The 25,767-nt window shown below is 57.7% G+C and carries 25 protein-coding genes and 1 tRNA gene; 19 read left to right on the plus strand and 7 right to left on the minus strand.

Going from position 1 to position 25,767, the window contains the following annotated elements; genetic code table 11:
* Positions 1 to 74: 74 nt before the first annotated feature.
* Both ADA16_RS08660 and ADA16_RS08665 read left to right on the plus strand, forming a co-directional pair.
* Positions 75 to 1,142, plus strand: a complete 1,068-nt coding sequence (locus tag ADA16_RS08660) for a potassium channel family protein (RefSeq protein WP_048760916.1) — start codon at positions 75 to 77, stop codon at positions 1,140 to 1,142.
* Positions 1,143 to 1,206: 64 nt separating this feature from the next.
* A complete protein-coding gene (locus ADA16_RS08665) occupies positions 1,207 to 3,330 on the plus strand; it encodes an ATP-dependent DNA helicase UvrD2 (RefSeq protein WP_161797596.1) in 2,124 nt (707 codons plus the stop codon).
* A gap of 26 nt (positions 3,331 to 3,356) precedes the next feature.
* Here the strand turns inward: ADA16_RS08665 and ADA16_RS08670 are convergent, their stop codons facing one another.
* The gene (locus ADA16_RS08670; protein ID WP_239659410.1) at positions 3,357 to 4,292 is read right to left on the minus strand and encodes a TOMM precursor leader peptide-binding protein; all 936 of its coding nucleotides are present in this window, start codon (positions 4,290 to 4,292) and stop codon (positions 3,357 to 3,359) included.
* 68 nt (positions 4,293 to 4,360) lie between these two features.
* Here ADA16_RS08670 and ADA16_RS08675 point away from each other — a divergent pair, with 68 nt between their 5' ends.
* A complete protein-coding gene (locus tag ADA16_RS08675) occupies positions 4,361 to 4,891 on the plus strand; it encodes a YgjP-like metallopeptidase domain-containing protein (RefSeq protein ID WP_048760919.1) in 531 nt (176 codons plus the stop codon).
* Between the two features lie 4 nt (positions 4,892 to 4,895).
* Here the strand turns inward: ADA16_RS08675 and ADA16_RS08680 are convergent, their stop codons facing one another.
* Positions 4,896 to 6,431, minus strand: a complete 1,536-nt coding sequence (locus ADA16_RS08680) for a zinc-dependent metalloprotease (RefSeq protein ID WP_048760921.1) — start codon at positions 6,429 to 6,431, stop codon at positions 4,896 to 4,898.
* 162 nt (positions 6,432 to 6,593) lie between these two features.
* Between ADA16_RS08680 and ADA16_RS08685 the strand changes: the two genes are divergently transcribed.
* Positions 6,594 to 7,667, plus strand: coding sequence for a YlbL family protein (locus ADA16_RS08685; protein WP_048760923.1), 1,074 nt, complete (start codon positions 6,594 to 6,596; stop codon positions 7,665 to 7,667).
* 38 nt (positions 7,668 to 7,705) lie between these two features.
* Here the strand turns inward: ADA16_RS08685 and ADA16_RS08690 are convergent, their stop codons facing one another.
* The 3 genes from ADA16_RS08690 to ADA16_RS08700 all read right to left on the minus strand — a co-directional run bounded on the left by ADA16_RS08690 (position 7,706) and on the right by ADA16_RS08700 (position 10,044).
* Positions 7,706 to 9,133, minus strand: coding sequence for an alanine/glycine:cation symporter family protein (locus ADA16_RS08690; RefSeq protein WP_048760925.1), 1,428 nt, complete (start codon positions 9,131 to 9,133; stop codon positions 7,706 to 7,708).
* 69 nt (positions 9,134 to 9,202) lie between these two features.
* Positions 9,203 to 9,628 (minus strand): fluoride efflux transporter FluC, encoded by a 426-nt coding sequence (locus tag ADA16_RS08695; RefSeq protein ID WP_048760926.1) that lies wholly within the window; start codon positions 9,626 to 9,628, stop codon positions 9,203 to 9,205.
* The gene (locus ADA16_RS08700) at positions 9,625 to 10,044 is read right to left on the minus strand and encodes a CrcB family protein (protein ID WP_239659411.1); all 420 of its coding nucleotides are present in this window, start codon (positions 10,042 to 10,044) and stop codon (positions 9,625 to 9,627) included. Before ADA16_RS08700 ends, ADA16_RS08695 begins: the two co-directional genes overlap by 4 nt.
* Positions 10,045 to 10,331: 287 nt before the next feature.
* Here ADA16_RS08700 and pgm point away from each other — a divergent pair, with 287 nt between their 5' ends.
* The 11 genes from pgm (at position 10,332) to ADA16_RS11190 (ending at position 20,022) form a co-directional block, all read left to right on the plus strand.
* Positions 10,332 to 11,987 carry a phosphoglucomutase (alpha-D-glucose-1,6-bisphosphate-dependent) gene (gene pgm / locus ADA16_RS08705; protein ID WP_048760929.1) on the plus strand — a complete coding sequence of 552 codons (1,656 nt, stop codon included), beginning with the start codon at positions 10,332 to 10,334 and terminating at the stop codon, positions 11,985 to 11,987.
* Between the two features lie 54 nt (positions 11,988 to 12,041).
* Positions 12,042 to 12,482, plus strand: coding sequence for a MauE/DoxX family redox-associated membrane protein (locus ADA16_RS08710; RefSeq protein WP_048760930.1), 441 nt, complete (start codon positions 12,042 to 12,044; stop codon positions 12,480 to 12,482).
* 121 nt (positions 12,483 to 12,603) lie between these two features.
* Positions 12,604 to 13,335, plus strand: a complete 732-nt coding sequence (locus ADA16_RS08715) for a DsbA family protein (RefSeq protein WP_048760932.1) — start codon at positions 12,604 to 12,606, stop codon at positions 13,333 to 13,335.
* A 177-nt stretch (positions 13,336 to 13,512) separates the two neighbouring features.
* Positions 13,513 to 13,588: transfer RNA gene (locus ADA16_RS08720), tRNA-Ala, on the plus strand.
* 179 nt (positions 13,589 to 13,767) lie between these two features.
* Positions 13,768 to 15,021, plus strand: a complete 1,254-nt coding sequence (locus tag ADA16_RS08725) for a tyrosine-type recombinase/integrase (RefSeq protein WP_048760934.1) — start codon at positions 13,768 to 13,770, stop codon at positions 15,019 to 15,021.
* Positions 15,022 to 15,665: 644 nt separating this feature from the next.
* Positions 15,666 to 15,920, plus strand: a complete 255-nt coding sequence (locus ADA16_RS08735) for a helix-turn-helix domain-containing protein (RefSeq protein WP_048760938.1) — start codon at positions 15,666 to 15,668, stop codon at positions 15,918 to 15,920.
* Positions 15,921 to 15,922: 2 nt separating this feature from the next.
* The gene (locus ADA16_RS08740) at positions 15,923 to 16,288 is read left to right on the plus strand and encodes a hypothetical protein (protein ID WP_048760941.1); all 366 of its coding nucleotides are present in this window, start codon (positions 15,923 to 15,925) and stop codon (positions 16,286 to 16,288) included.
* A 3-nt stretch (positions 16,289 to 16,291) separates the two neighbouring features.
* The gene (locus ADA16_RS08745; RefSeq protein ID WP_048760942.1) at positions 16,292 to 16,918 is read left to right on the plus strand and encodes a hypothetical protein; all 627 of its coding nucleotides are present in this window, start codon (positions 16,292 to 16,294) and stop codon (positions 16,916 to 16,918) included.
* Positions 16,918 to 18,261 carry a hypothetical protein gene (locus ADA16_RS08750; RefSeq protein ID WP_048760944.1) on the plus strand — a complete coding sequence of 448 codons (1,344 nt, stop codon included), beginning with the start codon at positions 16,918 to 16,920 and terminating at the stop codon, positions 18,259 to 18,261. Before ADA16_RS08745 ends, ADA16_RS08750 begins: the two co-directional genes overlap by 1 nt.
* A gap of 580 nt (positions 18,262 to 18,841) precedes the next feature.
* Positions 18,842 to 19,477 (plus strand): helix-turn-helix domain-containing protein, encoded by a 636-nt coding sequence (locus ADA16_RS08755; RefSeq protein ID WP_048760945.1) that lies wholly within the window; start codon positions 18,842 to 18,844, stop codon positions 19,475 to 19,477.
* 374 nt (positions 19,478 to 19,851) lie between these two features.
* Positions 19,852 to 20,022 carry a hypothetical protein gene (locus ADA16_RS11190; protein WP_161797594.1) on the plus strand — a complete coding sequence of 57 codons (171 nt, stop codon included), beginning with the start codon at positions 19,852 to 19,854 and terminating at the stop codon, positions 20,020 to 20,022.
* Positions 20,023 to 20,894: 872 nt separating this feature from the next.
* Here ADA16_RS11190 and ADA16_RS08760 read toward each other — a convergent pair.
* Positions 20,895 to 21,140: a hypothetical protein gene (locus ADA16_RS08760; RefSeq protein ID WP_048760947.1), complete on the minus strand. Its 246-nt coding sequence runs from the start codon at positions 21,138 to 21,140 to the stop codon at positions 20,895 to 20,897.
* Between the two features lie 350 nt (positions 21,141 to 21,490).
* Here ADA16_RS08760 and ADA16_RS08765 point away from each other — a divergent pair, with 350 nt between their 5' ends.
* Positions 21,491 to 21,925: a pyridoxamine 5'-phosphate oxidase family protein gene (locus ADA16_RS08765; RefSeq protein WP_048760949.1), complete on the plus strand. Its 435-nt coding sequence runs from the start codon at positions 21,491 to 21,493 to the stop codon at positions 21,923 to 21,925.
* A 179-nt stretch (positions 21,926 to 22,104) separates the two neighbouring features.
* On the plus strand, positions 22,105 to 22,701 hold the full coding sequence (locus tag ADA16_RS08770) for a TetR/AcrR family transcriptional regulator (protein ID WP_239659412.1): 597 nt from the start codon (positions 22,105 to 22,107) through the stop codon (positions 22,699 to 22,701).
* Positions 22,702 to 22,739: 38 nt separating this feature from the next.
* Here ADA16_RS08770 and nadE read toward each other — a convergent pair whose 3' ends face one another.
* Positions 22,740 to 23,591: an ammonia-dependent NAD(+) synthetase gene (gene nadE, locus ADA16_RS08775; RefSeq protein ID WP_048760951.1), complete on the minus strand. Its 852-nt coding sequence runs from the start codon at positions 23,589 to 23,591 to the stop codon at positions 22,740 to 22,742.
* 203 nt (positions 23,592 to 23,794) lie between these two features.
* On the opposite strand from nadE, the gene ADA16_RS08780 reads away from it, so the two are divergent.
* Both ADA16_RS08780 and ykgO read left to right on the plus strand, forming a co-directional pair.
* Positions 23,795 to 25,111 (plus strand): sugar porter family MFS transporter, encoded by a 1,317-nt coding sequence (locus tag ADA16_RS08780; protein ID WP_414629660.1) that lies wholly within the window; start codon positions 23,795 to 23,797, stop codon positions 25,109 to 25,111.
* A gap of 288 nt (positions 25,112 to 25,399) precedes the next feature.
* The gene (gene ykgO / locus ADA16_RS08785; RefSeq protein ID WP_005511141.1) at positions 25,400 to 25,522 is read left to right on the plus strand and encodes a type B 50S ribosomal protein L36; all 123 of its coding nucleotides are present in this window, start codon (positions 25,400 to 25,402) and stop codon (positions 25,520 to 25,522) included.
* The last annotated feature ends 245 nt before the right edge of the window (positions 25,523 to 25,767 follow it).

The raw sequence follows: 25,767 nt of genomic DNA on the forward strand, positions 1-25,767 counted from the left end.
CCGGGTGAAAGCAGCAGTTTGTACGCGCCATTTTTCACCGGGAAGAGTATTCATGAAAGGCAGGCGAGGAGCGGTTGCGTAAACCAATTCGGAAATCCTCGGGATACGAGACCGGGCTTAATGATCTTCCCGGACATGCTCTGCTGGGAGTCATTGGTCTGCCTGAGACTGCGCCGAAGAATCCTTGGCGGCTAATTACACGTCGTTTGAACTACGCCGTGATTTTGCTGCTGATTGCATCTGTTGTGGTCTACTACGACCGCAACGGTTATACGGAGCCCCTCACCTTCATCGACGCGGTGTATTACTCGGCTGTCAGTCTGTCGACGACGGGCTACGGTGACATCACGCCGGTGACGCAGAGAGCCCGACTTCTCAACATTTTGATTATTACACCACTGCGTGTGGCCTTCCTGGCTCTCTTGGTCGGTACTACTCTGACCGTTTTGACCCAAGAATCCCGGAAAACCCTGAAAATTCAGCGCTGGAGGAGACAGTTGCGCAACCACACCGTCGTTATCGGATACGGCACCAAGGGTCGTTCTGCCATTGCAGCTCTTCTCGCGGACGGCGTCGATCCGGCAGAAATCGTTGTCATTGATACGGACAAGGAAGCACTCGATCACGCTTCGAATCAGGGCTTGGCGACGGTGCATGGGTCGGCCACTAAATCCGATGTGCTGAAGTTAGCCGGCATTCAGCGTGCCCGCTCAGTAGTCGTTGCACCGAACAAGGATGACACAGCGGTGTTGGTCACGTTGTCTGTCCGTGAGCTGGCACCGGGTGCCTCCATCGTGGCTTCAGTGCGTGAATCAGAAAACCGCCACTTGTTGACGCAGTCTGGTGCAGACCAGGTGGTTATTTCTTCTGAAACCGCCGGCCGAATGCTGGGTCTGGCCACGGTCACTCCTTCGGTGGTGGAGATGATGGAAGACCTCCTGAGCCCGGACGAAGGGTTCTCCGTCGCAGAGAGGCTGGTCACCGAAGAGGAAATCGGTGCCAGCCCACGTCACCTCGCGGATATTGCACTCGGCGTGGTGCGCTCGGGTGAGCTGTACCGAATTGACTCACCGGAGTGTGAGTCGGTGGAGCCAGGCGACCGCCTGCTGTATGTCCGACGTGTCTACAGCAACGACGAATAGTACTCGACTAGTTGAAAATGGGGTCTAACAACTTTTGACTTACTCAGAGGCGGATGTGAACGAGCTGGAATATCTAGCTGGGCTGGATCCAGATCAGCGCGAGGCAGCCACGGCCCCGATGGGACCGGTGTGTATTCTCGCCGGAGCCGGAACAGGTAAGACCCGAACAATTACTCATCGCATCAAGTACCTCATTGACCAGGGGTTTGTGCAGCCGCAGAAGGTATTAGCGGTGACGTTTACCTCGCGCGCAGCAGGGGAGATGCGCGACCGCCTGGCAAAGATGGGAACGCCTGGCGTCCAGGCGCGTACTTTCCACTCGGCAGCACTTCGTCAGCTGCGCTACTTCTGGCCTCAAGTAGCAGGTGATATGCCCTGGCAGCTGTTGGATGACAAGAAATTCCGTGTTGTCGCCCAAGCAGTACGTCGGGTGGGTTTGGACACCTCCAAGGAAACAATCCGCGATGTCATGGGTGAAATTGAGTGGGCGAAGGCCACACTGGCCGGCGCGGATCAGTACCAAGTCGCGCTGCGGGAGCATGGGCGCACGGCGCCTCTGCCCGCGGAGAAGATTGTCGATTGCTACCGCGCTTACGAGGACATCAAGACTACTCCTGACGGGCTATTGCTTGACTTCGACGACCTGCTCATTCACACTGCCGGTGCGATGGAAAACTCTCGGGCGGTGGCGGAGGAATTCCGCAACCAGTACCGGTGCTTTGTCGTCGATGAGTATCAGGACGTCACCCCTTTACAGCAGCGTGTTCTCAACGCTTGGCTGGGTGATCGCGACAACCTCACTGTTGTCGGGGATGCCAACCAGACGATTTACTCTTTCACAGGTGCGACTCCGCACTATTTGATGAACTTTTCTCGGGACTACCCGGATGCCACTGTGGTTCGCCTGCAGCGGGATTACCGATCGACTCCACAGATTGTCGAGCTGGCTAACAATGTGATCGGCCGTGCGCAGGGGCGTATCGCAGGCTCACGACTGAAGCTGGTTGGGCAGCGTGAAGACGGGCCGGAGCCAAGTTTCAATCAGTATGACGATGAACCGATGGAGGCTCGTGCCACCGCGCGCAGCATCAAGCGACTTATCGACTCAGGCACTCTGGCCTCAGAGATTGCCGTTTTGTACCGCATCAACGCACAGTCCGCAGTTTTTGAGCAGGCTCTATCCGAGGTGGGAGTCGCCTACCAGGTTCGTGGCGGGGACGGTTTCTACCAGCGTCCCGAGATCCGCGATGCCATTGCAGCACTTGTGCGAGTCTCCCGTTCCTCGCGGACTGTTCCGACATTGCAGGGCGCGGACCTGTTGGATCTGGTCAAGCAGGTTTTCGCCGGCCTTGGCATGACCGACCAGGAGCCGGAAGGCGCTGGTGCCAGGGAACGCTGGCAGTCGCTACGCGCTCTATTTGACCTGTGCAAGGACATCGTTCATGCAAACGCTGAGGTCAATATCCAGGCGCTCCTCGGCCAATTGCACACCCGTCAGCAAGCCAAGCATCCGCCGACGTTGGATGGTGTGACGCTGGCTAGTCTGCACGCAGCCAAGGGTTTGGAGTGGGACGCGGTGTTCCTCGTTGGGCTTACCGACGGTTCGCTGCCCATCCAACATGCGCTGAATAAATTCGACCAATCGCCTGCGCAGGGGGCGGAAGCTATCGAAGAAGAGCGCCGTCTGTTCTATGTTGGCATTACTCGAGCCCGCGAGCACCTGGAGCTGTCCTGGTCATTGTCGCGTACAGAAGGCGGCCGCAGGTCGCGTCGCCGCACACGATTCCTCGATGAGCTGGATATTGAGGTCTCGGACTACTCGGCTGCGGCACAGCAGAGCTCAAGGAGCACTAGATCCCGCAGTAAGCGCCAACGGTCCAAACAGTGCAAGGGCTGCACCAAGCCATTGCTTACTGATGCGGAGCGGATCTCAGGGCGGTGTGAAGAATGCCCAGTCAGTGCAGACCCGGCACTACTGGAGGCATTGCGCGCGTGGCGTCTGGAAATGTCGAGAGAAATGTCCGTCCCCGCATTCGTGATTTTCTCCGACGCGACCCTCTTGGCGATTGGTGAGCAGCAACCGACTACCCCGGAGGAACTTCTGCAGATTCCAGGGATTGGGGAAGCGAAGCTCAACCACTTCGGCGAAGGCATCTTGGGAATCGTCAATTCCTTCGTAGCTTCTTAAGCCGATTCTCCTCAAAAAACTTCGAATTACATAAACTCCATCTGCGAGTTGCCATGGCCACACACCGGACACTGCGGGTGAGGCGCGATCGTAGTGCGAGTGATATCGAGGCTTTCCAGATCTATGCGCACTTCCGTTGCACATAGATCCGATATATCTGGTCGCCGCAGCTGACCAACCAAAAGTGGCACCGCTGTGTTGAGCCATTCCGGCGCGGCTACGGGCGTAAAAGTGCGAAGCTGTAGCGCAATCAGCGCTCGGACGGGGTCGCGGTCTCGTCGATAAGCCTCGAAACACATTGCACATGGCCCCTGGCCTTGGTGAACAAGCGGGCCAAGGATCAGCGCCCCATCGCGGAAATGCGTGTGTAGATGCTCAATTCCACGATGAAACAGAGCGCGAACCAAGGGCATGCTCGGTACCTCCATGCCCGTGACTACCGCGAGTCCGATATCCTCCGGGGTCGATTGACTTATTTTCAGCGTGGCATTGCGAGTCGGCGACATTGCCTTCGTCCAACTACCACAGCCCGTGCGACGAAGTTCCTTCAAAAGTCCGGTACGCAAACTATCCCGGCCTATCAGCGTAATTCTTCGCCGTGTCGGTGTTTTTTGCACCAGTGCGGCGCGGTGCAGATCGGAGATAAGTGTTGCAATGAACTGCGGTGGTAGCTTGCCGCCGCTGTCAGCAAAGGCATCACCCAGGGCGGAACCTCTATGAGCTGCAAGCAGCGCGGAAAAGACAGGACCCGGCGGAGTGCCGTCGGAAAGCGGCAGAATCATACTGCGCTCGGGCTCTACACCGAACTGAATCCGCGCGCCCGGACGCATGACAATTGGTATCTCCGGTCGCAGGGCGTAAGTCGCTGCAGGTGTTGTATGCGTTGGCTCCGCACGTGCATCCGAATCGATTGCTTCCGCTGTACCGTCCCGCCCCCGAGACCGATCCCTGTATTCCCCCATAAAAATATCTTTTACCCTGGGGCCAACTTTTACGCAATAGCAGGGCAGAGCATATACGCTTAAAAAGCATGAGCACCAAGCGACCTGAGTACGGCCCGGATGTTGAGGTTCGGCGCTCGAAGCGCCGCCGCCGTACAGTGTCCGCCCGCGCGGAGGGAAACCGGATCATTGTCATGATCCCGGACGACCTCAGTGCTGCTTCGGAAAAACAGCAGGTCGACGAAATTGTCGCACGGGTGCGGAAAAAAGTCGGTAGCAACTTGGACAATTCCGAGCTTGAGCGACGCGCACGCCTGCTCTCTCGCACGGTGCTGGAAGATCGCCCGCGGTTAGAGTCGATCAAGTGGGTCAAGAACATGTCGCGCAGGTGGGCGTCAGTCACCGGCGGTGTCGATAGTCCGGGCCGCATTCGTATTTCGCACAGGCTTGCCGACGTCCCGGGATACGTCCTCGACGATGTCATTGTGCACGAATTGGTGCACACATTCGTCGACGGCGGTCATACCGAAGAGTTCTGGTACTGGGCGGCAAAAGCCCCGTACCACGAACGGGCACGGGGCTATTTAGAGGCGTATCAGCGCTGGGGAACCCAGAGCTAACGCGCTACTTGTCGTCGTCTGCGTCGCTACCCCCGGCGTTGTTGTCGTCCGCGGAGTCGCCAGAACTGTCCTCATCTACGTCGCTGTCATTGCCTTCAGCGGCACGCTTTTCGGCTTCCTTCCGCAGCTGCTCTTCAAGCTCTGCGATCGGGTCGAAGTCATCGCTTTCCGAGCCACCAAGAACCGAGTCAATAAAGGCCGCGGGTTCATCCAAATCCTCTGCCACAGGCAGGAAGTCCGGGTGATCCCAGACCTTGTCACGTCGCTCGATGCCCACAGCGGTAGTCAGGCGGTGCCACAAGTTGATTGCCTCACGCACCTTGGGAGAGCCGAGGTCAATGCCGGTTGCCTTCTCTAGCGCCTGCTCAGCGCCTTCGGTGGCGCGACGACGACGCCAGGCCTCATCCAACTGCGCGGCACCCGGTAGGCGCTCACCAAGAGCATCAGTGACAACCAGGTCCACCCAGCCCTCGACCAGTGCGAGCAGCGTCTGGAAACGAGTGCGAGCATTCTCGTTACGAGAACGAATCTTCGGGCTCAGATCCATATTCTGCAGCTCGCTCATAGCTTCCTGGATACGCTGTGGATCCTGCAGGTTCTCAATATCCAGACCACGGGCGGCCTCTTCAATCGCGGAGTAGTCGACGACGATGCCGGCGGCGTACTCCTCAACAGAGGAAATCATGCGTTCAACCAGCCATGGCACGCGGTCGAAGAGTCGCTGGTGTGCAGCTTCTCGGGCAGTGGCGTAAATAAACAAATCGCGCGCTGGTACCTCGAGTTCCTCCGCCAGCCCGACGAGGTGAGTTGGTAGCAGCACTGCCGCGCCAGTGGTGTGTAGTGGCAGCCCGAGGTCAGAGCCAGTCAGGCTCGTCTGTGCCAAATCAGCCAGTGCGTTGCCCAGCTGAGTGCCGAAACTCATCGAGTTCATTTGGCGCATGATGCCCAGCATCGGACCCATCATCTCGCGGGCTTCCTCTGGAACGCCTTCGAGGGAGGCATCACTCATCCGGCTGGCGACAGGGTCGACCAGACGAGTCCATGTCGGCTTAGTGTTATCCAACCACTGCAGGCTGTTCCACGCTTCTACGCGGTTTGCGCCAGCGGGCAGGGAAGTGGCGTCATCCAACCACAGCTCAGCCAGCCGCAGGGAGTCAGTCAAAGCCTCGCGAGCGGAGTCCTTCACCGGAGCCGGGTTACCAAGACGGGTCCGCGCAACGCGCTCCGCTGCGTCGTAATTGACTGGCCCAGAGTTGGCCTCCTGGAACCGCTGTCCCATACCGGAGAACATCTCGCCGAACTGGTTGAGGATATCGCCCAAGTTCGGCTGATCTCCCTTGCCCGAGCCGCCGCTGCCGGGCTGCCCGGGACCGCCGAAGCCGAAGCCACCGGCACCGCCCATGCCACCGAAGGGAAAACCGAAGAAACCGAAAGGACCGCCCTGGCCGCCCTGACCGCCCTGGCCGGAGTCGTTGTTGCCAGCGTCGTCGCGGTCGTCGTCATTGTCGTTCGGACCAAAGCCAAATCCGTTAGAACTCATGCTCCCACCGTACCGGGCAATGACCCGCGTGCGTACTTAAAAGCACCTCTTTATTGGCAACTTCGCGCCCAGCGAACAAGACAGCGAACATGAAACGGGCAATCGCGGACAAGATTCATTAGGTGTCCAAGAGACAGGTGGTGAGAATGTAGGGTGTTATCTGTGAATCGTCGTACCCAAACTCTTGTTGCGGGCGCTGTGCCTATCGCCGCGTTGGCAACTGTGCTTTCGCTGCCCACGCTGACAGTGCCCTATGCCGCACAGGGGCCTGGCCCGGTCTTCGATGTCCTCGGCGATGTCGAGGGGAAGAGCATTATCTCGGTCAGTGGCAGTGCTGCGGACTCCGAGCGCTCCAAGGGCACGCTGGATATGACCACCGTTGCAGTTCGACATAATTTGACATTGCCGCAGGTCATCGGCCTGTGGTTTGATCGTGACAACGACATCGTCCCTATTGAGGCAGTTTTCCCTCCTGGCCAGAGCCAGGATGAAGTGGAAGAGGAAAACAAGGCCGCATTCACCGAATCGGAGGCCAACGCCACCTCTGCTGCGTTGGCACATCTGGGCTTGCCTATGGAAGTCACCGTCGCGTACACAGTGCCGGACAGCCCCGTCGATGGTCGACTGCATGAAGACGATGTGATCCTCGCAGTGAATGGGGTGGCAGTGAACAGACCCGAGCAAGTCAAGGCGATTATTGCCGGACGCAAGCCGGGCGATCCCGTCACGCTGAAGGTCAAGCCTGTGGCCGTCGATAAGCAGAAGGCAGCCAAAGGAAAGGACTCTGATCCCAAGAGAGCCGTCGATATTTCGGTGACGCTGGCGGAAAACCCGCATCAGAAGAATGCGGCGCTGCTCGGCGTTGGGATGGGGTCACAATCCGCGGATGACACCAAGGTTGAGTACCAGCTCAGTGGCATTGGAGGTCCGTCGGCGGGTCTCATGATGACGCTCGGAGTGATCGACAAGCTGAGCCCGGGCGACCTGACCGAAGGACACCGCCTCGCCGGTACCGGCACGATTGATGCTGCCGGAAATGTGGGTGAAATCGGTGGTATTACACACAAAATCTCGGCCGCCCGAGATGAGGGCGCCGAGATGTTCTTCGTACCGGAGGGCAATTGCACAGAGGCTGTAACTGCCGATCGAGGCGATATGAAGTTGGTCAAGGTCTCCGTGCTTGACGACGCGCTTGCGGCAATCGAAAAGCCGGAGACCGCGCAGACCTGCTCGTAGTTTTGCCGTAGACCCTACGGAGCAGCTGGCAGTTTCAGCTAATTCTTGCTGAAGGCCTCGAAGTTCTGCTGAGACTGCCATTTATCAATCTCCGCAGCGGTCGCGCGCAGCTGCGGGTCGAATTCGAGGTAGGCCTTTGTCTCGCGGGCGATGAGTCCGGACAGGACGATTAGACCGATGAGGTTCGGCAGCGCCATCAGACCGTTGAGGGCCGAGGCGACGGACCAGACGGTTTCCAGCTGAGTAACAGCACCGACGAAGACTACACAGGTGAAGACCGCACGGTAGAGGCCGGTACCGCGGCGTCCGACCAGGGACTCGAACGCGCGCTCACCATAGTAGGACCAGCCCAGCATGGTGGAAAACGCGAAGAAGACAACCGACAGCGTGACGATAGTGCCACCCCAGTGGCCAGGCAGACCACGGGAAAATGCCTCAGCAGTCAGCGCGCCAGTGTCGATGTTGCCATCCTGCCAAACACCGGTGCTGATGATAACCAGGCCGGTGAAGGAAACGACGATGATGGTGTCGATGAAGGTCTGAGTCATGGAAACCAGCCCCTGTCGAACTGGGTGAGTGGTCGATGCGGCGGCAGCGGCGATAGCACCGGAACCCAGGCCCGACTCGTTGGAGAACAGACCGCGGGCAACACCCATCTGTAGGGCGAGAATCAGCGTGGAGCCTGCAAATCCACCAACGGCCGCGGTGCCGGTGAAAGCATCGGTGAAGATGAGCTTGAAGGTCTCTGGCAGCGCCGAGACATTGGCGACGAGCACCCACACGGCCGCACCGATGTAGAGCACAATCATCATCGGCACAAAGCTGGCGGTGATGCGGCCAATCGACTTAATGCCACCCATCAGAGCCGCGCCTACCAGGATGAACATAATCATGCCGGTGAGCGTCGGATCGATGTCGAAGCTGTTCTCCAAGTTGGAGGCCACGGCATTGCCCTGGGTCAGGTTGCCGATACCAAACGCTGCCAGCGCCGCGAAGACGGCGAACAGAACGCCCAATGTCTTACCAAAACCGTTCGGGATGGCCTTGCGGAGGTAGTACTGCGGACCGCCGGACTGTTCGCCAGCTGCATCGACCTGGCGGTACTTCACGCCCAGGAATGCTTCGGAGTATTTTGATGCCATACCTAGCAGGCCGGTCACCCACATCCAGAACAGGGCACCCGGGCCACCCAGACCGATAGCGGTAGCGACACCGACAATATTGCCGACGCCGACAGTTGCCGCGAGCGCCGTCGCAAGCGCCTGGTAGTTGGTGATATCCCCCTCGGCGTCGTCGTCGCTACGGTCGATGAGTCCGAGGCGCAGTGCCGGGCCGAGCTTGGCCAGGTGAATTGCGCCCAGACGAATGGTCAAGATGATTCCGGTGCCAATCAGCGCGGGGATCAGGAGGTACGGACTCCAAATGAAACTATCCGCCGCTGAGGCAAAATCGCTGAAGCTTTCCATGGTGTGGAACTTTACTGATGGAATGCCTAGATACAGCCATCAAACTTTCAGAATTCCATCATCGCGCCACTAATTCGCCACAAGTGGGGGTAAACACATTCCGACGAAAGCAAAGATTGTTCCGCCAATCAGTGTGAGAGCGACGTACCCGCATGCCCTCCAAAAGTGTTGATTTTTAAGGCGCACAATCTCTCCGGCAAGCGTCGACCAAGTCGACAGACCACCGGCGAAGCCAATCATCACCGTCGCATAGGCCAGGGCAGGGGTTATGCCGTCGCTTGTCGACGTTCCCCGCGACCACACCACAGCAGCGGCACCGGCGACCAAACAAGCGAGCATATTCGCGGTCCACGTTCCGGGCAGCTTAGAATCAGCCCACTTCACCGCAAGTTCGGCCAGTGCATAGCGCAGCGCTCCACCTACTGCGGCACCAACTGCGACAGCGAGGATGGCAGAGACCGCTGAGGAAAAGGAGCTGAGGAGGTCGCCGGTCATTCCGCAACCTCCCGCGCACACTTGGTTCCCAACCAGTAGGCGAGAGGACAACACAGCAGGTGAATAAGCCCAACACTGATAAGAAGAGCGACTGACGTGTCGGCCTGTGCCAACAGGAGAATGACAAAGGCGGAGAAGGTGGTGAAGCCGCCACAAAAGCCGGTGCCGAAGAAAGCGGCGAGCCGGGGATTAGCAAACGCGATACTGCTGACCAGACCGAAGAGAAGGCAGCCCAGTAAGTTGATGACAGTCGTCGAGATTGCGCTAATTCCCGAGCCAACGATTGCATCGATCGCCGCTCCGAACAGAAAGCGACATATTGCGCCAACAGCGGCACCGCCGGCCACGGCCAGAGCTGTCAGAACCTGCGCTCGTCCTGCTGATGGCAGCTTCGGAGCAACAGATTCCTCATTCACAGGGCAAACGCTAGCACAGCGGCTAAAGGGGAGACAGGAGACAGGTGCCGGCAGCCCGGAATCCTCTCGAGAAGGTGCTCCCGTCGGCACGCGCCAATCTATCTGATGCACCCTATTGCAGGGGCGAGTTTGCATTACCGAGTGGTTCTGGCCATGCGCGTTGGCCCTAAAACGGGGACACTGGGAAGAGGAAGCGCATCTAAGTTCGGTTTCCTTGTCTCGGCCGGTTGGTCGGCAATGAAATCGGCGGTTGCGCAGTTCGCTGATTTAGCAGGAGGATACCCACAATGGCTCATGAGCGCGCCGGGCAATTGGCCCAGCCATCCGACCTTATCGATGTCGCGGAACTGGTCACTGCCTACTACACAAAGCACCCGGACCCAACTAACCCTGACCAGAAGGTCGTCTTCGGTACTTCCGGGCACCGCGGTTCCTCCCTCGACGGCGCTTTCAACGAAGACCACATTCACGCCACCACCCAGGCCATCGTGGATTACCGCAAGGGCCAGGGCATTGAAGGGCCGCTCTACGTCGGCCGCGATACCCACGGCCTGTCCGAGCCGGCAATGATTTCCGCCCTCGAGGTGCTCACCGCCAACGGCATTACCGTGATGGTTGATGCTCAGGATCGCTACACGCCGACCCCGGCCGTCAGCCACGCAATTCTGACCTACAACCGCGATGTGGAGGGCGGTCCGACGGGCAATAGCTCCGCGCGTGCCGACGGTATCGTGATTACTCCCTCCCACAATCCGCCACGGGATGGTGGTTTTAAGTACAATCCACCGACCGGCGGCCCGGCGGATGCGGATGCGACGGACTGGATCGCAGCTCGCGCCAATGAATACCTGGCGAAGGGCTTGGATGAGGTTAAGCGCCAGCTGGTGGATAAGGCCGGAGACCTCGTCGTTAAGCATGATTACCTCAACGCATACGTGTCGGATCTGCCGAATGTTGTCAACCTCGATGCCATCCGTGATGTCGGCGTGCGTATCGGTGCTGACCCAATGGGTGGCGCGTCGGTGGATTACTGGGGCGCAATTGGCGAGACGCACAACCTGGACCTGACTGTGGTCAATCCGCTGGTTGATGCGACCTGGCGTTTTATGACTCTGGATACCGACGGCAAGATTCGTATGGACTGCTCCTCGCCGAATGCGATGGCATCCTTGATTGGTAACCGCGACAAGTTCGACATCTCCACCGGCAACGATGCGGACTCGGACCGCCACGGAATTGTGACTCCGGATGCGGGTCTGATGAACCCGAACCACTACCTGGCCGTCGCCATTGATTACCTCTTTACGCACCGCCCGGGCTGGTCGCAGGAGACCGCGGTCGGTAAGACGCTGGTGTCCTCGTCGATGATTGATCGGGTTGTCGCTAACCTGGGCCGCAAGCTTGTGGAGGTTCCAGTCGGCTTCAAGTGGTTCGTCCCGGGTCTGCTCGGTGGCACCATCGGTTTCGGTGGTGAAGAATCCGCTGGTGCATCGTTCCTGCGTCACGACGGCACGGTGTGGTCTACCGACAAGGACGGCATCATCCTGGACCTCTTGGCCAGCGAGATTACGGCTGTGACCGAGAAGACTCCATCGCAGCTCTACGCAGAGCTCGCCGATAAGTACGGTGCCCCGGCTTACGCCCGCACCGATGCGGACGCAACCCGTGAGCAGAAGGCAATTCTGAAGAAGCTCTCGCCGGAGCAGGTCAAGGCCGACACCCTGGCAGGGGAGACCATCGCAGCCAAGCTGACCGAAGCACCGGGGAACGGCGCTGCGATTGGTGGCCTCAAGGTTGTTACGGAAAACGCTTGGTTCGCGGCACGTCCGTCGGGTACTGAAGATAAGTACAAGATCTACGCGGAGTCCTTCAAGGGCGCGGACCACCTGGCCCAGGTTCAGGCTGAGGCACAGGACGTGGTCTCCGCAGTTCTGAACGGGTAATTGATAGCCGTTGGGCTAGCTGTAAACAGTTAGCCTGTACTAACATTTCTGTGTATGAAGAACTTCGTAGGCGTGGTGGCACGATTCGGCCTGGCTGCAGTTTGGTTGTACTCAGGCCTTATCAAACTGCTGAACCCGCTGGAATCTCGTCAAGCAGTGCAAGCTTATGAGCTGCTGCCGAGTGAATTGGTGCCGACCGTGGCGGTTGCGCTACCCGCTTTCGAAGTCATCCTCGGGCTCCTACTGGTATTGGGACTGTTCCTGCGCCCGGTAGCAGTGCTGTCGGGGTTGCTCTTACTGGCGTTCATCGCCGGTATTATTTCGGCGTGGGCACGCGGCCTGCAGATTGACTGCGGTTGCTTTGGCGGTGGTGGCTACGACGAGAACGCTGATGCGGTTTCATATCTAAAGTCAATCGCCCGAGATATCGGTTTTCTGGCCTTGGCTGTATTTGTGTACGTGTGGCCGTGGAAGAAGTTGGCCATTTACGCCTAGCCAGCTGCCCAGAGAATGAAGCCCTGGGGGATGGGACTAGGCGATGGGGGCCTAGCAAACATTTCCGTTTTCTCAGGCGCAATTGTGTCGTTGGCAAGAAATCACCGCTATCGTAAGCGGTGTGAGTCAGAAGATTAAGAATCCAAATGAAAAGAGCAGTGGCTTCGTCGTTGGCCTGATTGCTCTTCTTGCTGTCGTTGCCCTTGTTATTGGCGGAGTTATTTACATCGGCCGATCGCAGCCGATTGAGGGGCTGCCAGATGAGGACGTCGACTTCTCCGTCGCACTCGACGGTGATGTCGTCCGACTGAGCAAGGATGGCGCCGAAGGAGCTAAAACGGCCACAATTTTTGAGGACTTCTCGTGCCACTACTGTGCGCAGATGAGCGAAGAGGGCCACGATGATGAGCTCAAGGCGCTAAACGACGGCAAGCTTGTCGCTGAATACCGCATCCTGAACTTCCTGGATGGCCAGGAGAAGGAGCAGCGTGACGGCCACTCCACTCGCGCCTTCGCGGTTGCCCGCAAGATTGCTGAGACCGGTGATGCTCGCGCATACTGGAACTTCCATACAATGATGATGGCCGACCAGCAGAACTCCGTCACGTGGGACAATGATGAGCTGGCTGACCGTCTGGAACAGCTGGGTGTTGCTGACGAAATTGTCGGCGAAGTCCGCTCCGGCATCGACACCACCGAGGCAAAGGCAAGCGCAAACGTTAACTTCGACGACCTTGAGAAGCGCCTGGGCAAGGTTTCCTCGCCGCACGTCTTTGTCGATGGCAAGGATATCTTGGAAAACATTTCCGGTGATGGCGGACTGGGACAGTGGGTCAAGGTGGCTCTGCGCTAATTTCCGCGCACGCCCGCACGATTCATCTTCAGTTCATGTTTGACAGATTCGCTCCAGGTCACGCAACGGATGTGTAAAAAACGTGTTCTACATGCGGATTTGGTGATACATGACAGTGCCATGTAGCCTTTGAGGAGTCCACAGCGGAGGGGTAAAAGCCACTTCGATGTTGATTCTGGGGCTATGGCGCAGCTGGTAGCGCATCACACTGGCAGTGTGGGGGTCACGGGTTCGAGTCCCGTTAGCTCCACCAGTATGAAATCCCTCGGTCGAAATGACCGGGGGTTTTCTTGTATCTACCCTGGTAGCGACTGGTTTCAGTCTACATGATTAATGTCCTGTTGTGGACTCGGATAGACTGGAATCTGGCACAAATCTGGCATATCTGGCACAAATCTGGCACGCCCGACATGACCACCACAGGCGGAAACAATGGCATTCGGCAGTATCCGAAAACTCAAGTCTGGAAGATTCCAGGCTCGCTACACCTACCGGGGGCAGGAGTGTAAGGCCCCAGACACTTTCAAAACCCGCGGCCTTGCTCAAGGCTGGCTCAATGAAGAAGAAAAGCTAATCAGTTTCAATGAGTGGACACCACCAGAGCAGCGCGCGGCGGAAGAGCAGCTAGCGCAGGAGCGCCACGCCCTTACCGTGGAAGCATGGCTAGATCAGTATCATGACGGCCTTACGGTCCGCGCGTCCACGCTGCAGATCTACCGGCGTACCGTCCGCAACCGCATTACTGACCCGCGGCCACCTGGTGACGTGGATCCCGACATCACCCGGCTTGCCGGTATTCCCCTTGTAGAACTGACTAAAGCCGATGTGTACGCGTGGTGGGACGGTATCACCCGCGCTTATGACACCCCGGAAACTAACCACAAGGCCTATGTGCGGCTTAAAGCGGCGTGTGACGAAGCTCAGCGACGTGAGTTGATAGACCGTAGCCCTGTAGAGATTGCGGCGGCTAAACGGCGTAGAGAGCGGGAATTACCGTATCTGCCCACCACGGAAGAGCTGCATACCGTGGTGTCTGCAATGAAACCGCGGTACAAGCTGTTGACCGTGCTGTGTCTGTTCCATGGCCTGCGTATCGGTGAAGCAATCGCCCTGGAAGTAGACGATGTTATTTCTGATACCCCCGTGCCGTATGCCCCTCGGTACTCAATTCGGGTTAGGCAGAATGCCCAGCGGATTACACCGGACGGCGGTAGCACGTACATGCTGGTGCAAAAGCCTAAGAGCCAGGCGGGTAACAGGGAGGTCCCTTTTATGCCGTCAATGGTGCCGTTGTTGTGGGAGCACCTGGCTAAGCATGTAGCCCCGGACCCGGTGGACCTTAATCTGGCTGATGAGCTCGGCGGCGGCACACGCCCGGCGCGATTGCTCACCACCACCGGGGCGGGCGAAATTGTTATGGATACGTCCTACAGGTCGGTGCTGGATCGTACTACTAAGCGGGCGGGTGTGTCTGGGCGGATTAAACCGCATTCGGGGCGGCGCTGGTTGGTGACCCGGCTTGCGGAAGAGGGAGCGCATGTTAAAGAGATTGGCCGCATTCTCGGTGATGATGATTTGAGTGTGATTATGGGCATTTACATGCAGGTTCGGGCTGAGCGGACAACGGAGCTTATGGACGTGGTGGACGTGTCGGTTACAGCGGCGCGTCGGGCAGGACAGGAGTAGAGGGCATGGCAAGCCGTTTTGTCCCGTATGAGGGGTTTGAATTTGAGAGCAGCCCAGTAGACAAGCGCTGTAAACGAGAAGCTGAACTAAAGTTTCGGGAATTGCTGGCAGAGAAAGAGTTACTTAACGCGATTGCTGACGCTTTTTCTGGGAGCGGGCGCAATGCCCAGCTGCGGAAAGTGGCGAGAGTTGTTTACAGGTGCAAGCATGGGTGTTTCTTAGGGGCGGTTGTTCCATATAACGGCGATAACTTTATGTTGACTAGGCAATACGTGCACGTAGTTATAGGCGGTGTTGAGTTTTCTACAGGCTCCCGAAGTCTGGCTGAGACTGCAAGGCAGGGCTATTCATTGCAGCGGGGTGGGGGTACGTATCGGCGTACTAAGGCGGGGATTGACGCAACTCGACTGAGCACATGCGCATCGTCCGATATCTTCCGATTGAACTGTAGGCACGTTGAATATATGCCAGCCTATGAAGACGTTTTGCAGGATATTGAACGGAAACGAAAAGCTTCCAACAAGGAAGTTAAGGTAACGAAAGGGTAGCTAGTGGTATGCTAGACCTGTACTAATCGCACCGAGCTTAGGCAAGCAAACCCCGTGTTGGTGGTCGGGAAGTCCTTAGTAGGAGCTTGCCAAATTATGAATGGTGTAGCGAAGAACGCCACCACGAAAACCACCACCGCAGCCGCTCGCAGTAAGCAGCTTAAGCCCCGGCTTATGGGCAGCGTAAAAGACGCTGCAGAGCGCTGGGCAATCAGTGAGAAAACTATCCGGCGCATGATTAACGCCGGGGAACTGACTGGCTACTACCCGACACCCCGCACCCTGCGTGTGGACATGCTCGAGCTGGATACCCTCATGGAGTCCCGCGCCACCCGCAAGGTGGTGGCGTAACAATGACTACCAACTACACCCCAGCCGATTCACTGGCCTACCTCAAGGAAAACGGGCTAATCGACGCGGCCATAGAAGCGCTGTACACACTCGCAGACGATATGAGCGCGTCCGAACAGGCAGACCTTGCGATAAGCGTTCTGGAGACTTTGCAGAAGATCCTTGCGTATGAGGTTCGGGTGCACCAGCTTGATACCGCCACGCACTACAGCAATGACGTGCCGTTGACTGTCATCGAGCTAGAGCCGTATGAAGAGGTCGATACCGACGGCGTGCGGCATACAGGAGTACGCCCGTTCACCATCTGTATGCACCCTAGTGGTGTGGTACCCCACCCGGCTATCGACAACGGCGGGGAGGTGGCGTAAGGCATGGCTGAAAAGAATATCCCCGCACCGGGCCAGCACGGGGACAATCAAGCAAGTTTCTACCGCCATACTAACCCAGTGGGGCAGGGTGTGCCCAGCGTGTGGGAAACTTTTGCGGTACAAACACTTGCCTATCTTGTCTCCAGTACGGCGGAAACAGTGCAGTACGCTATCGCCCGGCGTGGCTTAACCGTGCAGGCGTTCCCTCGGTTGTATCAACCGGCGTTTGAGGTGCTGCTAGGTGGTGTCCTGGAGCTGCTGGAGTCGGGCCGGGGCCAGGAGGCTGTGAACATTGTGCAGTTTGGGCAGCGCCTGCATGAGCGGCAGGGCCCGGTAAGTGTTCAGGTTATGCGCAGGATTACCGGAAGCGATTGCTACAGCGACGGCAAGGCACTGTGTTTCGCTGAGCTTGGGCTGATTAATGTTGCGGCCTGCCTGTTGGTTGAACAGTCGGGTTTTGCGGCCCTGGTGCAAGCCCAGGCGGGTATCCAGCGGTGCTTAGATGGAGCAACGTTGGTCGGTACAGGTGAAGTAGTGGACCGTGTTCTGTATGCACAGAACGCGGGGCAGCGGGCCCTTATCAACGGGCAGCAGGTCCGGGCTTACTCTCCAGTCCAGGGGGTGGCCTAATGGCTGGAATGACTGCAAGCGACGTGAAGCAGACAATGCAGCGCGCGGAAGCAACCGCGGCTAGGGTCGGCGCGGATATTCCGCTGGACTCGGTACTAACCGCACAAGAGTGGACGCAGCTACATAGGGACGTATTCGACGGCTCAGACGCGCTCGAGCACCTACAGGATTACGCCCGCGCTCACTACGTGCCACCGATCGCATTCCTACTTGTGACGCTGACCAGGATTGCGGCGGCAAGCCACCCTATTACCGTTAACGCTGGGCTGGGCCCCACACCACTGAACGCCTATCTTGTGCTGGTTGGTGATTCCGGTATGGGCAAGGACACGGTAATCAATCGGTCTACTAAGGCCTACCCACTGGTCCGCACCAGTTTCCCCGCGGGGCTGGAAGAGCGGCCGCTAGGCTCGGGTGAATCACTGGTATCCGCGTTTATGCCACCCGCGCCGGACAAAGATGACCCGGCCCCTAAACCTAACCCCCGGGTGCTGTTCACGGAGACGGAAATCAGCAACGCCGAAACATTGATGAAGCGCGACGGTGCCACGCTTAGGCAAAACCTGCTGAAGCTCTACAGCGGCAGCACGGTCGGCAATGCGACGAAAAACAGTGTGGACACCATAGCCGGGGGCACGTATTCCACCGGGCTGATTATCGGAGCCCAACGGGGCAGGGTAGGGGCGCTGCTGGATAACCCCGATGATGGATTGCCCCACCGGTTCATGTGGACGGAGCTGCTAGATCCGAACGTGCCTAGCCAGTTGCCTAAGGTTGGGCCAGAGTTGGACGCGGTGCAATTCCCTAAGGCGGGGACGGTAATCCGCGCGTGCGATAAGGCCAGTAGGCAGGTGAAGCAGCGCAGCAGGTTGCGGCTCACTAAAGGCTATACAGGCGGGCTTGACTCGCACCTATTGTTAACTCGGGTGCGTATCGCTGCACTGCTGGCCGTGTTTAGAGGGCATGCGGAAGAGCGCGGCTTTACCGATGATGATTGGCGGCGTGCGGGCGCGCTCATAGCGTACTCAAAGAAAGTACGTGAGTCCTGTAACGAACGCCTGCAGGCCTCAGCCGTGGTCAAGCAGATGACACGTGAAGAAGCAGAGTATGCAGCACGTAGGAAGCGCATTCACCAATTGGTCTACGAGGCGTTAAAGGGTAGTGAGCAGGTGCGTGTAAGTGAGATTACTAATCCTCAGCGCAGGTGGCGTAAAGACGCGGAAGACATGCTAGCGGAACTGGTACACGCTAAAGCTATTCGCTACGTCGATAAGCAGTGTTGGATTATCGGCAAGGGCGAAACATGGCAGGACTTTGTGAGTTCACTTAACACCCCGTCCTAAGTGACCTAACCGACCTAACCCCAGGTAGGCGGTGGTTTCCAGCGTCCTAACCACCGTCCTAACCCGTCCTAACCTAGGACACGAAGATAGGACACCATAGGACACCACATAGGACACCAAAAAACGCCCTGACCAGCACATAGGACACTTAGGACACTTAGGACAGGGGGTAAGAAAAAGGGCGTCCTAGCCTAAAGGGAGCAGCCCGGCGCGCCGGGCGGTCCTGTGGTGAAAGACCCCTGGGGGCTATCCCCTCCGTGAAGCTGGTCCCGGCCCCCGGTGGCGTAGGCGTGAGAGTCGGTTACAGGTCTGGGGTTTCACAGCCCCAGGGGATAACCCCCCGGCCCCGGGGCATGTGTCGCCCGGTAGGCAATGGCGCTGGGGCTGCGCCTGACCGTGGGATTCCAGGCCCAGGGGGTGACCCCCTCCCCAGCCTGCCTTGTCGACCGGAGGGCATTGCTGCGCTGTTCGTGTACGGGTTTGACCGTTTTGGCACTTTTCCGGTGAGTAGCGGCAGATAGCAGTGTGAGACGGTTCAGCACCACACGAAAACGTTTGCGAAGTGAACTAGTATGAAAACATGATGGTTCACATCGCAAATACACCTGAACAACAGGCCATTGAAACCCGACTCGTCACAGCCTTAACCACTATTGCGCGCCTGGCAGAAAACCTTAATGACCTTATCGGCGGTCATGGCCGCGTGGCGCGGTTCGGGGAAATCAGGCGGCGTAATCCACGCTCAACACCACCGTGCAATCTGTCTTGGCTGCAGTTGTCGATAGAGCTGCAGGACCTACTCAAGTGCGGTGTGCTGCAGGCGCGTGCTGACGGCATTACAGGCGTTCCACGCGATCGCAGCGGTGAAGCACTTGCTTGGTGGCTAGCAGGCCACAGCAACCAACTAGCAGCGCAGCAATGGGTTACCTCGGCCCCGTGGTGGTCCTTGCGTTCAGGCAGCAACGGCGTGAGTTGGCTCGATGAAGTAGAGCTGTACGCCGATACCCTGCAGGGCGCTATCAACCCACCTGAAAAACACCCACCGGCAGGCAGCACGGTAGAGGTTGCAACCTGGTGCGGCGTGTCTGCTACCTCGGTCCGCAATTGGCGGCGCGCTGGAAAACTGCAAGGATTCTGGAGCGGCAAGAAATGGGTCTACAGGACTAGCGACGTGCTGAGGGTGAAAGAAGAAATGGCGGCGCGCCGGGCAGGGTAGTCGGTGCTAGATAAGCCGGGCGTGTGATGCAGCCCGTGCCCGGTTCGCGTGCCCTTGAGATGTGCGGCCCCGGAAATCTTAGGGCGGTGGCTCGCCCGCGACTCTCTCGGTTCACTGTGCTTGCTTGTCTCTCTCTCCTTTTGTTTTGCGGTGCTAATTAGCGGGTGGGGAGGTATCCCTGGCGGTGTCCATGGCGCTAAAGGGCACTGCGTTGTTGCGGTACCTCCCCCGGTGGCCGGTGGTGTCGAACAAGCCCAAAAACAGGGTCCGGGTCGCTGCTACTCGGTGGCGGTTGCTGCTGGTGGCAGGCTGTTTTAAGGGTGTGGTGTGCCATAAACTATTGGTGTCAAAACGTAAAGGGAATATGGGGTGATGTGGTGAAGCAGGACGCTAGTAGGTGGCAGGCACAGTTTGATGAGCTCACGGCGCTGATCCGGTCGCTGGAAGCAATGGAGCCGGTACCTGCGAAAGAGGTTGTGGCGGCGTATGCGCAGCGGGCGCGTGTGATTGAGGAATTGGAGAAATCTCCATTTGGCAGGCGGTAGCGGCAGGGGTGAATGTCACACCAGTGTGAAATCCGGCGGCCCCGACAGGTGTAACAAATGTGACACGTGAAGCCGTGTGCACTAGAGGTTTTTTGAATCTTTCAAGATTCGGTGCTGGTGATGAGGTGGTGACAATGTCATCACGTGCAGCCGTGAATGTTAAGGATTTTAAAACTTTCAAGATTCGGTGCTGATGGCAGTGACCCAATCGCCTGTTGTTTACAAGTTGTAAATATCTCGGTGAGACCCGGGAGCCTTGGGCATAATCCTGGATTCTGGATTACAGGGTTACGCGGTGAGCGCGTGCACGGTCAATAATGACCGGGGAGGAAATACCAATTTGGAAAATTCCCGGATTCGGTAATAACACGGAATTCCGTGCTACCGACTTACGGCAGGGTGGGCAAATTGCCCACCCTGGATAGTCCTTTATGCGTGGGGCTTACTCCTAGTTGTTTCAAACAACTCTGAATAACTGTTTAGTTCCCGTGCGCGGGGGGGGCTTACGTACGGAGCTGTCAATTCGGAAGATTTTCCGCAATAGATTCCGTGCGCGCGTGGGGCTTACAGGAGGTGTCGCAAATGAGACACCTGCCCCGGTTAGTTTCCGTGCGCGCGTGGGGCTTACCGACTGTCCAATTTGGACAGCCGCCCATCTGCCATAGTTTCCGTGCACTCGTGGGGCTTACCCTCGTTGACCTACGCAAAAACCCCTGTTCACAAATCGATTCTAAGCGGTTAAACGCGGGTGGCAGGTACCCTAACACCCCTTAATCGCTTACAGAGCGTTCTACAGCACCGGCCCAACCTGCGATTATGTAAAAACCGGGTGATTCTTACACTTAGCATGGCCGGGCCGGTCGCTTAATGACTTAGCTGTTGTTGGTATCGCCCGGCGTGGCTCGGTGCGCGTCACGGGCAGCTTCAAGAGCCATTTGAACTTCCTTGTGTGTGTCACGGCCTGCAATGCGGCTAAGTGTGTCGGTGAGGGTGTTCACATGCTCAATGGTGAGCGGCGTGCCGTCGTTGATCTCGTCGGCTAACGGGAGCTCGGGGCAAACAATGCTTGCGGTGAGTTCCTGTAGTTCTCGGAGTGCGTGGGCGGTGTAGGTGGACATAGTGGTTTTCCGTTCTTTTGGTCTAGTGGTTGGTAGCGTGTGGGCTGTATGTGTGTTCGGTGTAGACGGTCAAATGTGGCGGTCCTTTCTAGGTGTTTTTGGGGGCGCTTTTTGGAAAATCTGGCACATATCTGGCACGCCCGAACGGTTATTTTTTCGGTTAAGCCGTCTACCTGGGTAAATGCCCTTAGTTTGTGAAGCCCCGTTAGCTCCACCAGTATGAAATCCCTCGGTCGAAATGACCGGGGGTTTTCTTGTATCTGCCCTGGTAGTGTGCTCGCCGTTCACCACAATGATTGGTAACTCGTATGGCTCTAGCAACTTTGTCTGAACGGTGGAATACTGGGGGTATGGCATACAACGACTCCGTCATTCAGAACCTATCCGCCGAAGAATCCCTTGAGCTGCTGGCTACGCAGACTTTTGGGCGTCTCGTTGTTCGTCGTAAAGACGACATGGATCTTTTCCCGCTGAACTACGTCGTTCATGAGGGAAGTATTTACTTCCGCACTGCCGAGGGTTCGAAGCTCTTTACTGTCTCTCTGAACCACGATGTTCTCTTTGAGTCCGACTTTGCCGATAAGGAGGCTCAGAAGGCGTGGTCGGTCATCGTCAAGGGGGAAGCAGAGGTTCTTACCTCTCGTGCCGAGATTAACGCTGCAGATGAGCTGCCGCTGAAGCCGTGGCTGCCGACTCTGAAGTACAACTACGTGCGTATTACTCCGAATGATATTTCGGGCCGCCGTTTCCACCTCGGTGGGGAACCGAATCGCTACGAAGTGTAGTGGCGGCATACGGCACTTTTGCTTGGCGACGGGAAAGCTTCGTCGTGAAGCAGTAGTTAGCGGCGTGCAAAGGTAGCTTTTAATGCCTGAGCACCGCCGTTAGCTGTTTTTTTAAAAATTGTTGGGTTAAATTACCCAAAAGCGCCCTAAGTGAGATGTAACGCGTTACAGTCACCAATGTGACGTGCACCATAGAATCCCCCGATGGGGTGCCAGCGCAGCCCGATGTGCGCAAGCAGTCCCCACGTATGCAGAAGATTGTTGATGAGGCGCGCGCGATGCTGCGCGAGTCGGGCTGGAGCGCTATTAGTATGCGCCGCCTTGCAGCGCGGCTCGATGTCAAGGCGCCATCGCTGTACAAGCACATCAGCGGCAAGGAAGAGCTCCTGCAGCTACTGCTGAACGAAAGTCTTGAGAATCTGGGTAAGCGCATTCATGCTGCCATTGATGAGGACTGCACTTCGGCATCCCTGCTCCAGGCGTACCGTCAGGCAGTTCTCGATGACCCGCATGGCTACCGTTTGATGAGTCGCACTAATTTCGTGAATGTTGCCTCGCCTTCGTCGTTGGATGCCTGGATTCGCGATGCCTTCATCAAGGTTGCCGGCGATGAGCCTAAGGGGCTGGCCATGTGGGCTTTCGCCCACGGTTTAGTGACCGCCGAGCTCGTCCAGGAAGGGTCACCAGCGCTGGAGTCCAGCGCCGAGGCTGATACAGCAGACAGCTTGGCCGCAGTTGGCGCTATTTGGGACGCTGGTGCAGAGGCTTTCTCTTAAGGTCTGGCTGTTCTGAACCAGCGACCCGAGTCAGCAGCTTAACGCCACCACGAATCGGCCGGTCCGGGCGGAACAGCTCGCTTGTGGCGGGAGATGGAGTAGAGGTGCTCAATCCGGGCAGCATCTTCATCTGAGACTGCCTTGCCTTCAAGGTAGTCGTCGATGGCGGTATAGGTCACCCCGAGCGCAACTTCGTCGGGAAGCGCGGGGCGATCTTCCTCCAGGTCGGCGGTCGGGGTTTTCTCCCACGTGCTGGCCGGGGCGCCTAGGTGCTGAAGCAAGGCTGCGCCCTGGCGCTTGCTCAGTCCCTGCAGTGGGACGAGATCGCATGCGCCGTCGCCGTGCTTGGTGTAAAAACCGGTGACGGCCTCCGCAGCGTGATCTGTTCCGATAACTAAAGCGCCGTCCACGCCTGCGACTGCGTATTGGGCGATCATGCGCATGCGGGCCTTAACGTTGCCCTTGTTGAAGTCGCTGATAGCGTTGCCGTTCAGGGCGCCAGTGACCTGAGTCGTCATCGCGGCGGTGGCTGGCGCGATATCGATAGTTAGGCTTTGGTCGGGCTGAATGAATTGCAGTGCCACTTGTGCGTCGTCCTCATCGGCCTGCACACCGTGGGGGAGGCGAATGGCGATGAAAGTGGCATCCTCACCGCCGTCGCGAAGCTTTTCGACGGCCAGCTGCGCCAAGCGACCGGCCAGCGTGGAGTCCTGGCCACCTGAGATCCCCAGCACGAATCCCTTCGCGTGCGCGACGCGGAAGTAATCGCAGAGGAAGTCGACTCGGCGGCGGATTTCCTCGGCGGAATCGATGGTGGGGTGAACGTGGAGGTCGCTAATAATCTCCGACTGGAGGGGATGAGAGAAATTCGGTGTGCCTGCTGGTGTCATGGGCCTTACTCTACCGCTAGTTCAGGGCGCGGAAAGGGAAGGTTTTCCCGTCAGATAGGTGCGAAAACTACCGTCTTTATCGAGTAAGTAGTCTTCGGATAAGGGGTATTTAGCCTGACGGTGGCAAGATTTTCAGCGTGAGTACAACCGAACAAAATAAGACTGGACCGAATCGGGAAACCACCACAACTCGGTCGATAGCAGTGGCTATCATCGCCGCGCTAGGCGGCCTCCTCTTTGGTTACGACACCGGCGTGATCTCCGGCGCGCTGCTGTATATCCAGCGCTCTTTTGAGCTGACTCCGGGACAGGAGTCCACTGTCACCGCCATGCTGTTAGTCGGCGCTGCGATTGGTGCGTTCCTCGGTGGTCGTGTAGCGGACTCCTTAGGACGCCGTGGCACCATCTTGCTCGGAGCTGTTGGCTTCATCATCGGCAGTATTTGGTGTGCCTTCGCTACTAGTGCGTTCTCGCTGGGTGCTGCGCGTACCCTGCTCGGCATCTGCATCGGTGGTGTTTCGATCGTCGTGCCGATGTACATCTCCGAAATGGCGCCACCGCATGTGCGCGGACGCCTGGTCAGCCTGAACTCGCTGATGATCGTGATTGGCCAGCTGGTGGCATTCCTCACCAACTCTGCTCTGGCCTCCTCCGGTAACTGGCGACTCATGCTCGGACTCGGTGCTGTCCCCGGCATTGTGCTGCTCATCGGCATGCTGGTTCTGCCGGATACCCCGGCTTACCTCGTCCGGCGAGGTCAGGAGGGCAAGGCGCTGGCCGTGCTACGCCAGATGCAGGGGGACCAGTCGACGTTGGATGAGGTAGCAGTTGGTGAGGCGTCGTCAAGCGCCGATCAGCGTGCGGCAGAGCGTCAGGCCCTGAAGACTCCGTGGGTGCGACGTACGGTTATCATTGCGATGCTTATTGGCGTGACGCAGCAGGTCACAGGCGCGAATGCAATTATGTATTTCGCGCCGACGATGATGAACAAGGTTGGCTTGTCGACGGAAAGCTCCGTCTACACCTCCATCATCATCGGTATCGCCTCGGTGATTTCGTGCGCAATCGGTATGAGCATTATTGACCGAATTGGTCGTCGTCGAATGCTGATTATTGGTTTGGTGGGTTGTGCGAGCTCGCTGCTGGTGCTGGCGCCGGTCTATGGACTGTCAAGCAACTCTTCGACGGGTGCGATGATGTCGCTTCTGCTGATGACCGTGTTTATCGTGTTCCAGCAGGCGGCTGTCTCCGTAGCGACCTGGCTCCTAATCTCCGAGATTGTCCCGGTTGAAGCCCGTGGCTTGGGTATGGGACTCGCAGGTCTGGCACTGTGGGTTGCCAACTGGTTTGTGGCGCAGGCATTCCTACCGATGGTGGATGCTGTCGGCGGTTCCTGGTCGTTCTTCTTCTTCGCCATCACGGGTGCAATTGCGCTGGTATTCACCATCAAGGCCGTGCCGGAGACCTCGGGTAAGACGCTTGCGGAGGTTCGTGAGTACATGATTGCCGCGGCCAAGTAGGGAAGTGGAAGTAGGGAAGTGGAACTCACCGGAAAAATAGGTAAACGACGATGACTGTAAAAAGGGGAGTTGAGTTCTCGGAGTTGGCTGTAAATTACATGTTTCCCGCGATTTTTGGAGTTATGCCGCTTATTGGGTAGTATGGCAACTCGTGTCGTAACGCATACTCTCTGATATGTCTTCGAATAATCAGGCAGTGTGTGTTGCCAGGCAGTCACTGGGGTGATTGCCCGGGAGAGTGCAGTGTGCGCACTCCCGTTTCGGAGCCGAGTAGAAAGGAGCGCCCGAATGAAGGTCCGTAAGTCCCTTCGGTCGCTGAAGAACAAGCCGGGCGCCCAGGTCGTGCGCCGTCGTGGCAAGGTCTACGTGATCAACAAGAAGGAGCCGCGCTTCAAGGCCCGTCAGGGCTAAGCCTTATTCAGGCTAGCGCGAAGCAAATAGCTTCCTAATTTTTACAAAGAACCGCAATCCGAGGTCGCAGTTTCACTGTGGCTAAGGATTGTGGTTTTTGTTTTTAGAGGGGTAGGTTCAGGCGGTTATTGCGTTTATGGCTGGCGGCGGTGGGGCGATGGAAGTTACTGACTACGCTTATGTCAAAAATGGCCCGAAAAATGGCTTGAAAGTGTCATAAACTCGCACAGTTTCACATTTGCAGC

It is taken from the genome of Corynebacterium vitaeruminis, assembly GCF_001054325.1.
GTDB classification, from domain to species: Bacteria; Actinomycetota; Actinomycetes; order Mycobacteriales; family Mycobacteriaceae; genus Corynebacterium; species Corynebacterium vitaeruminis_A.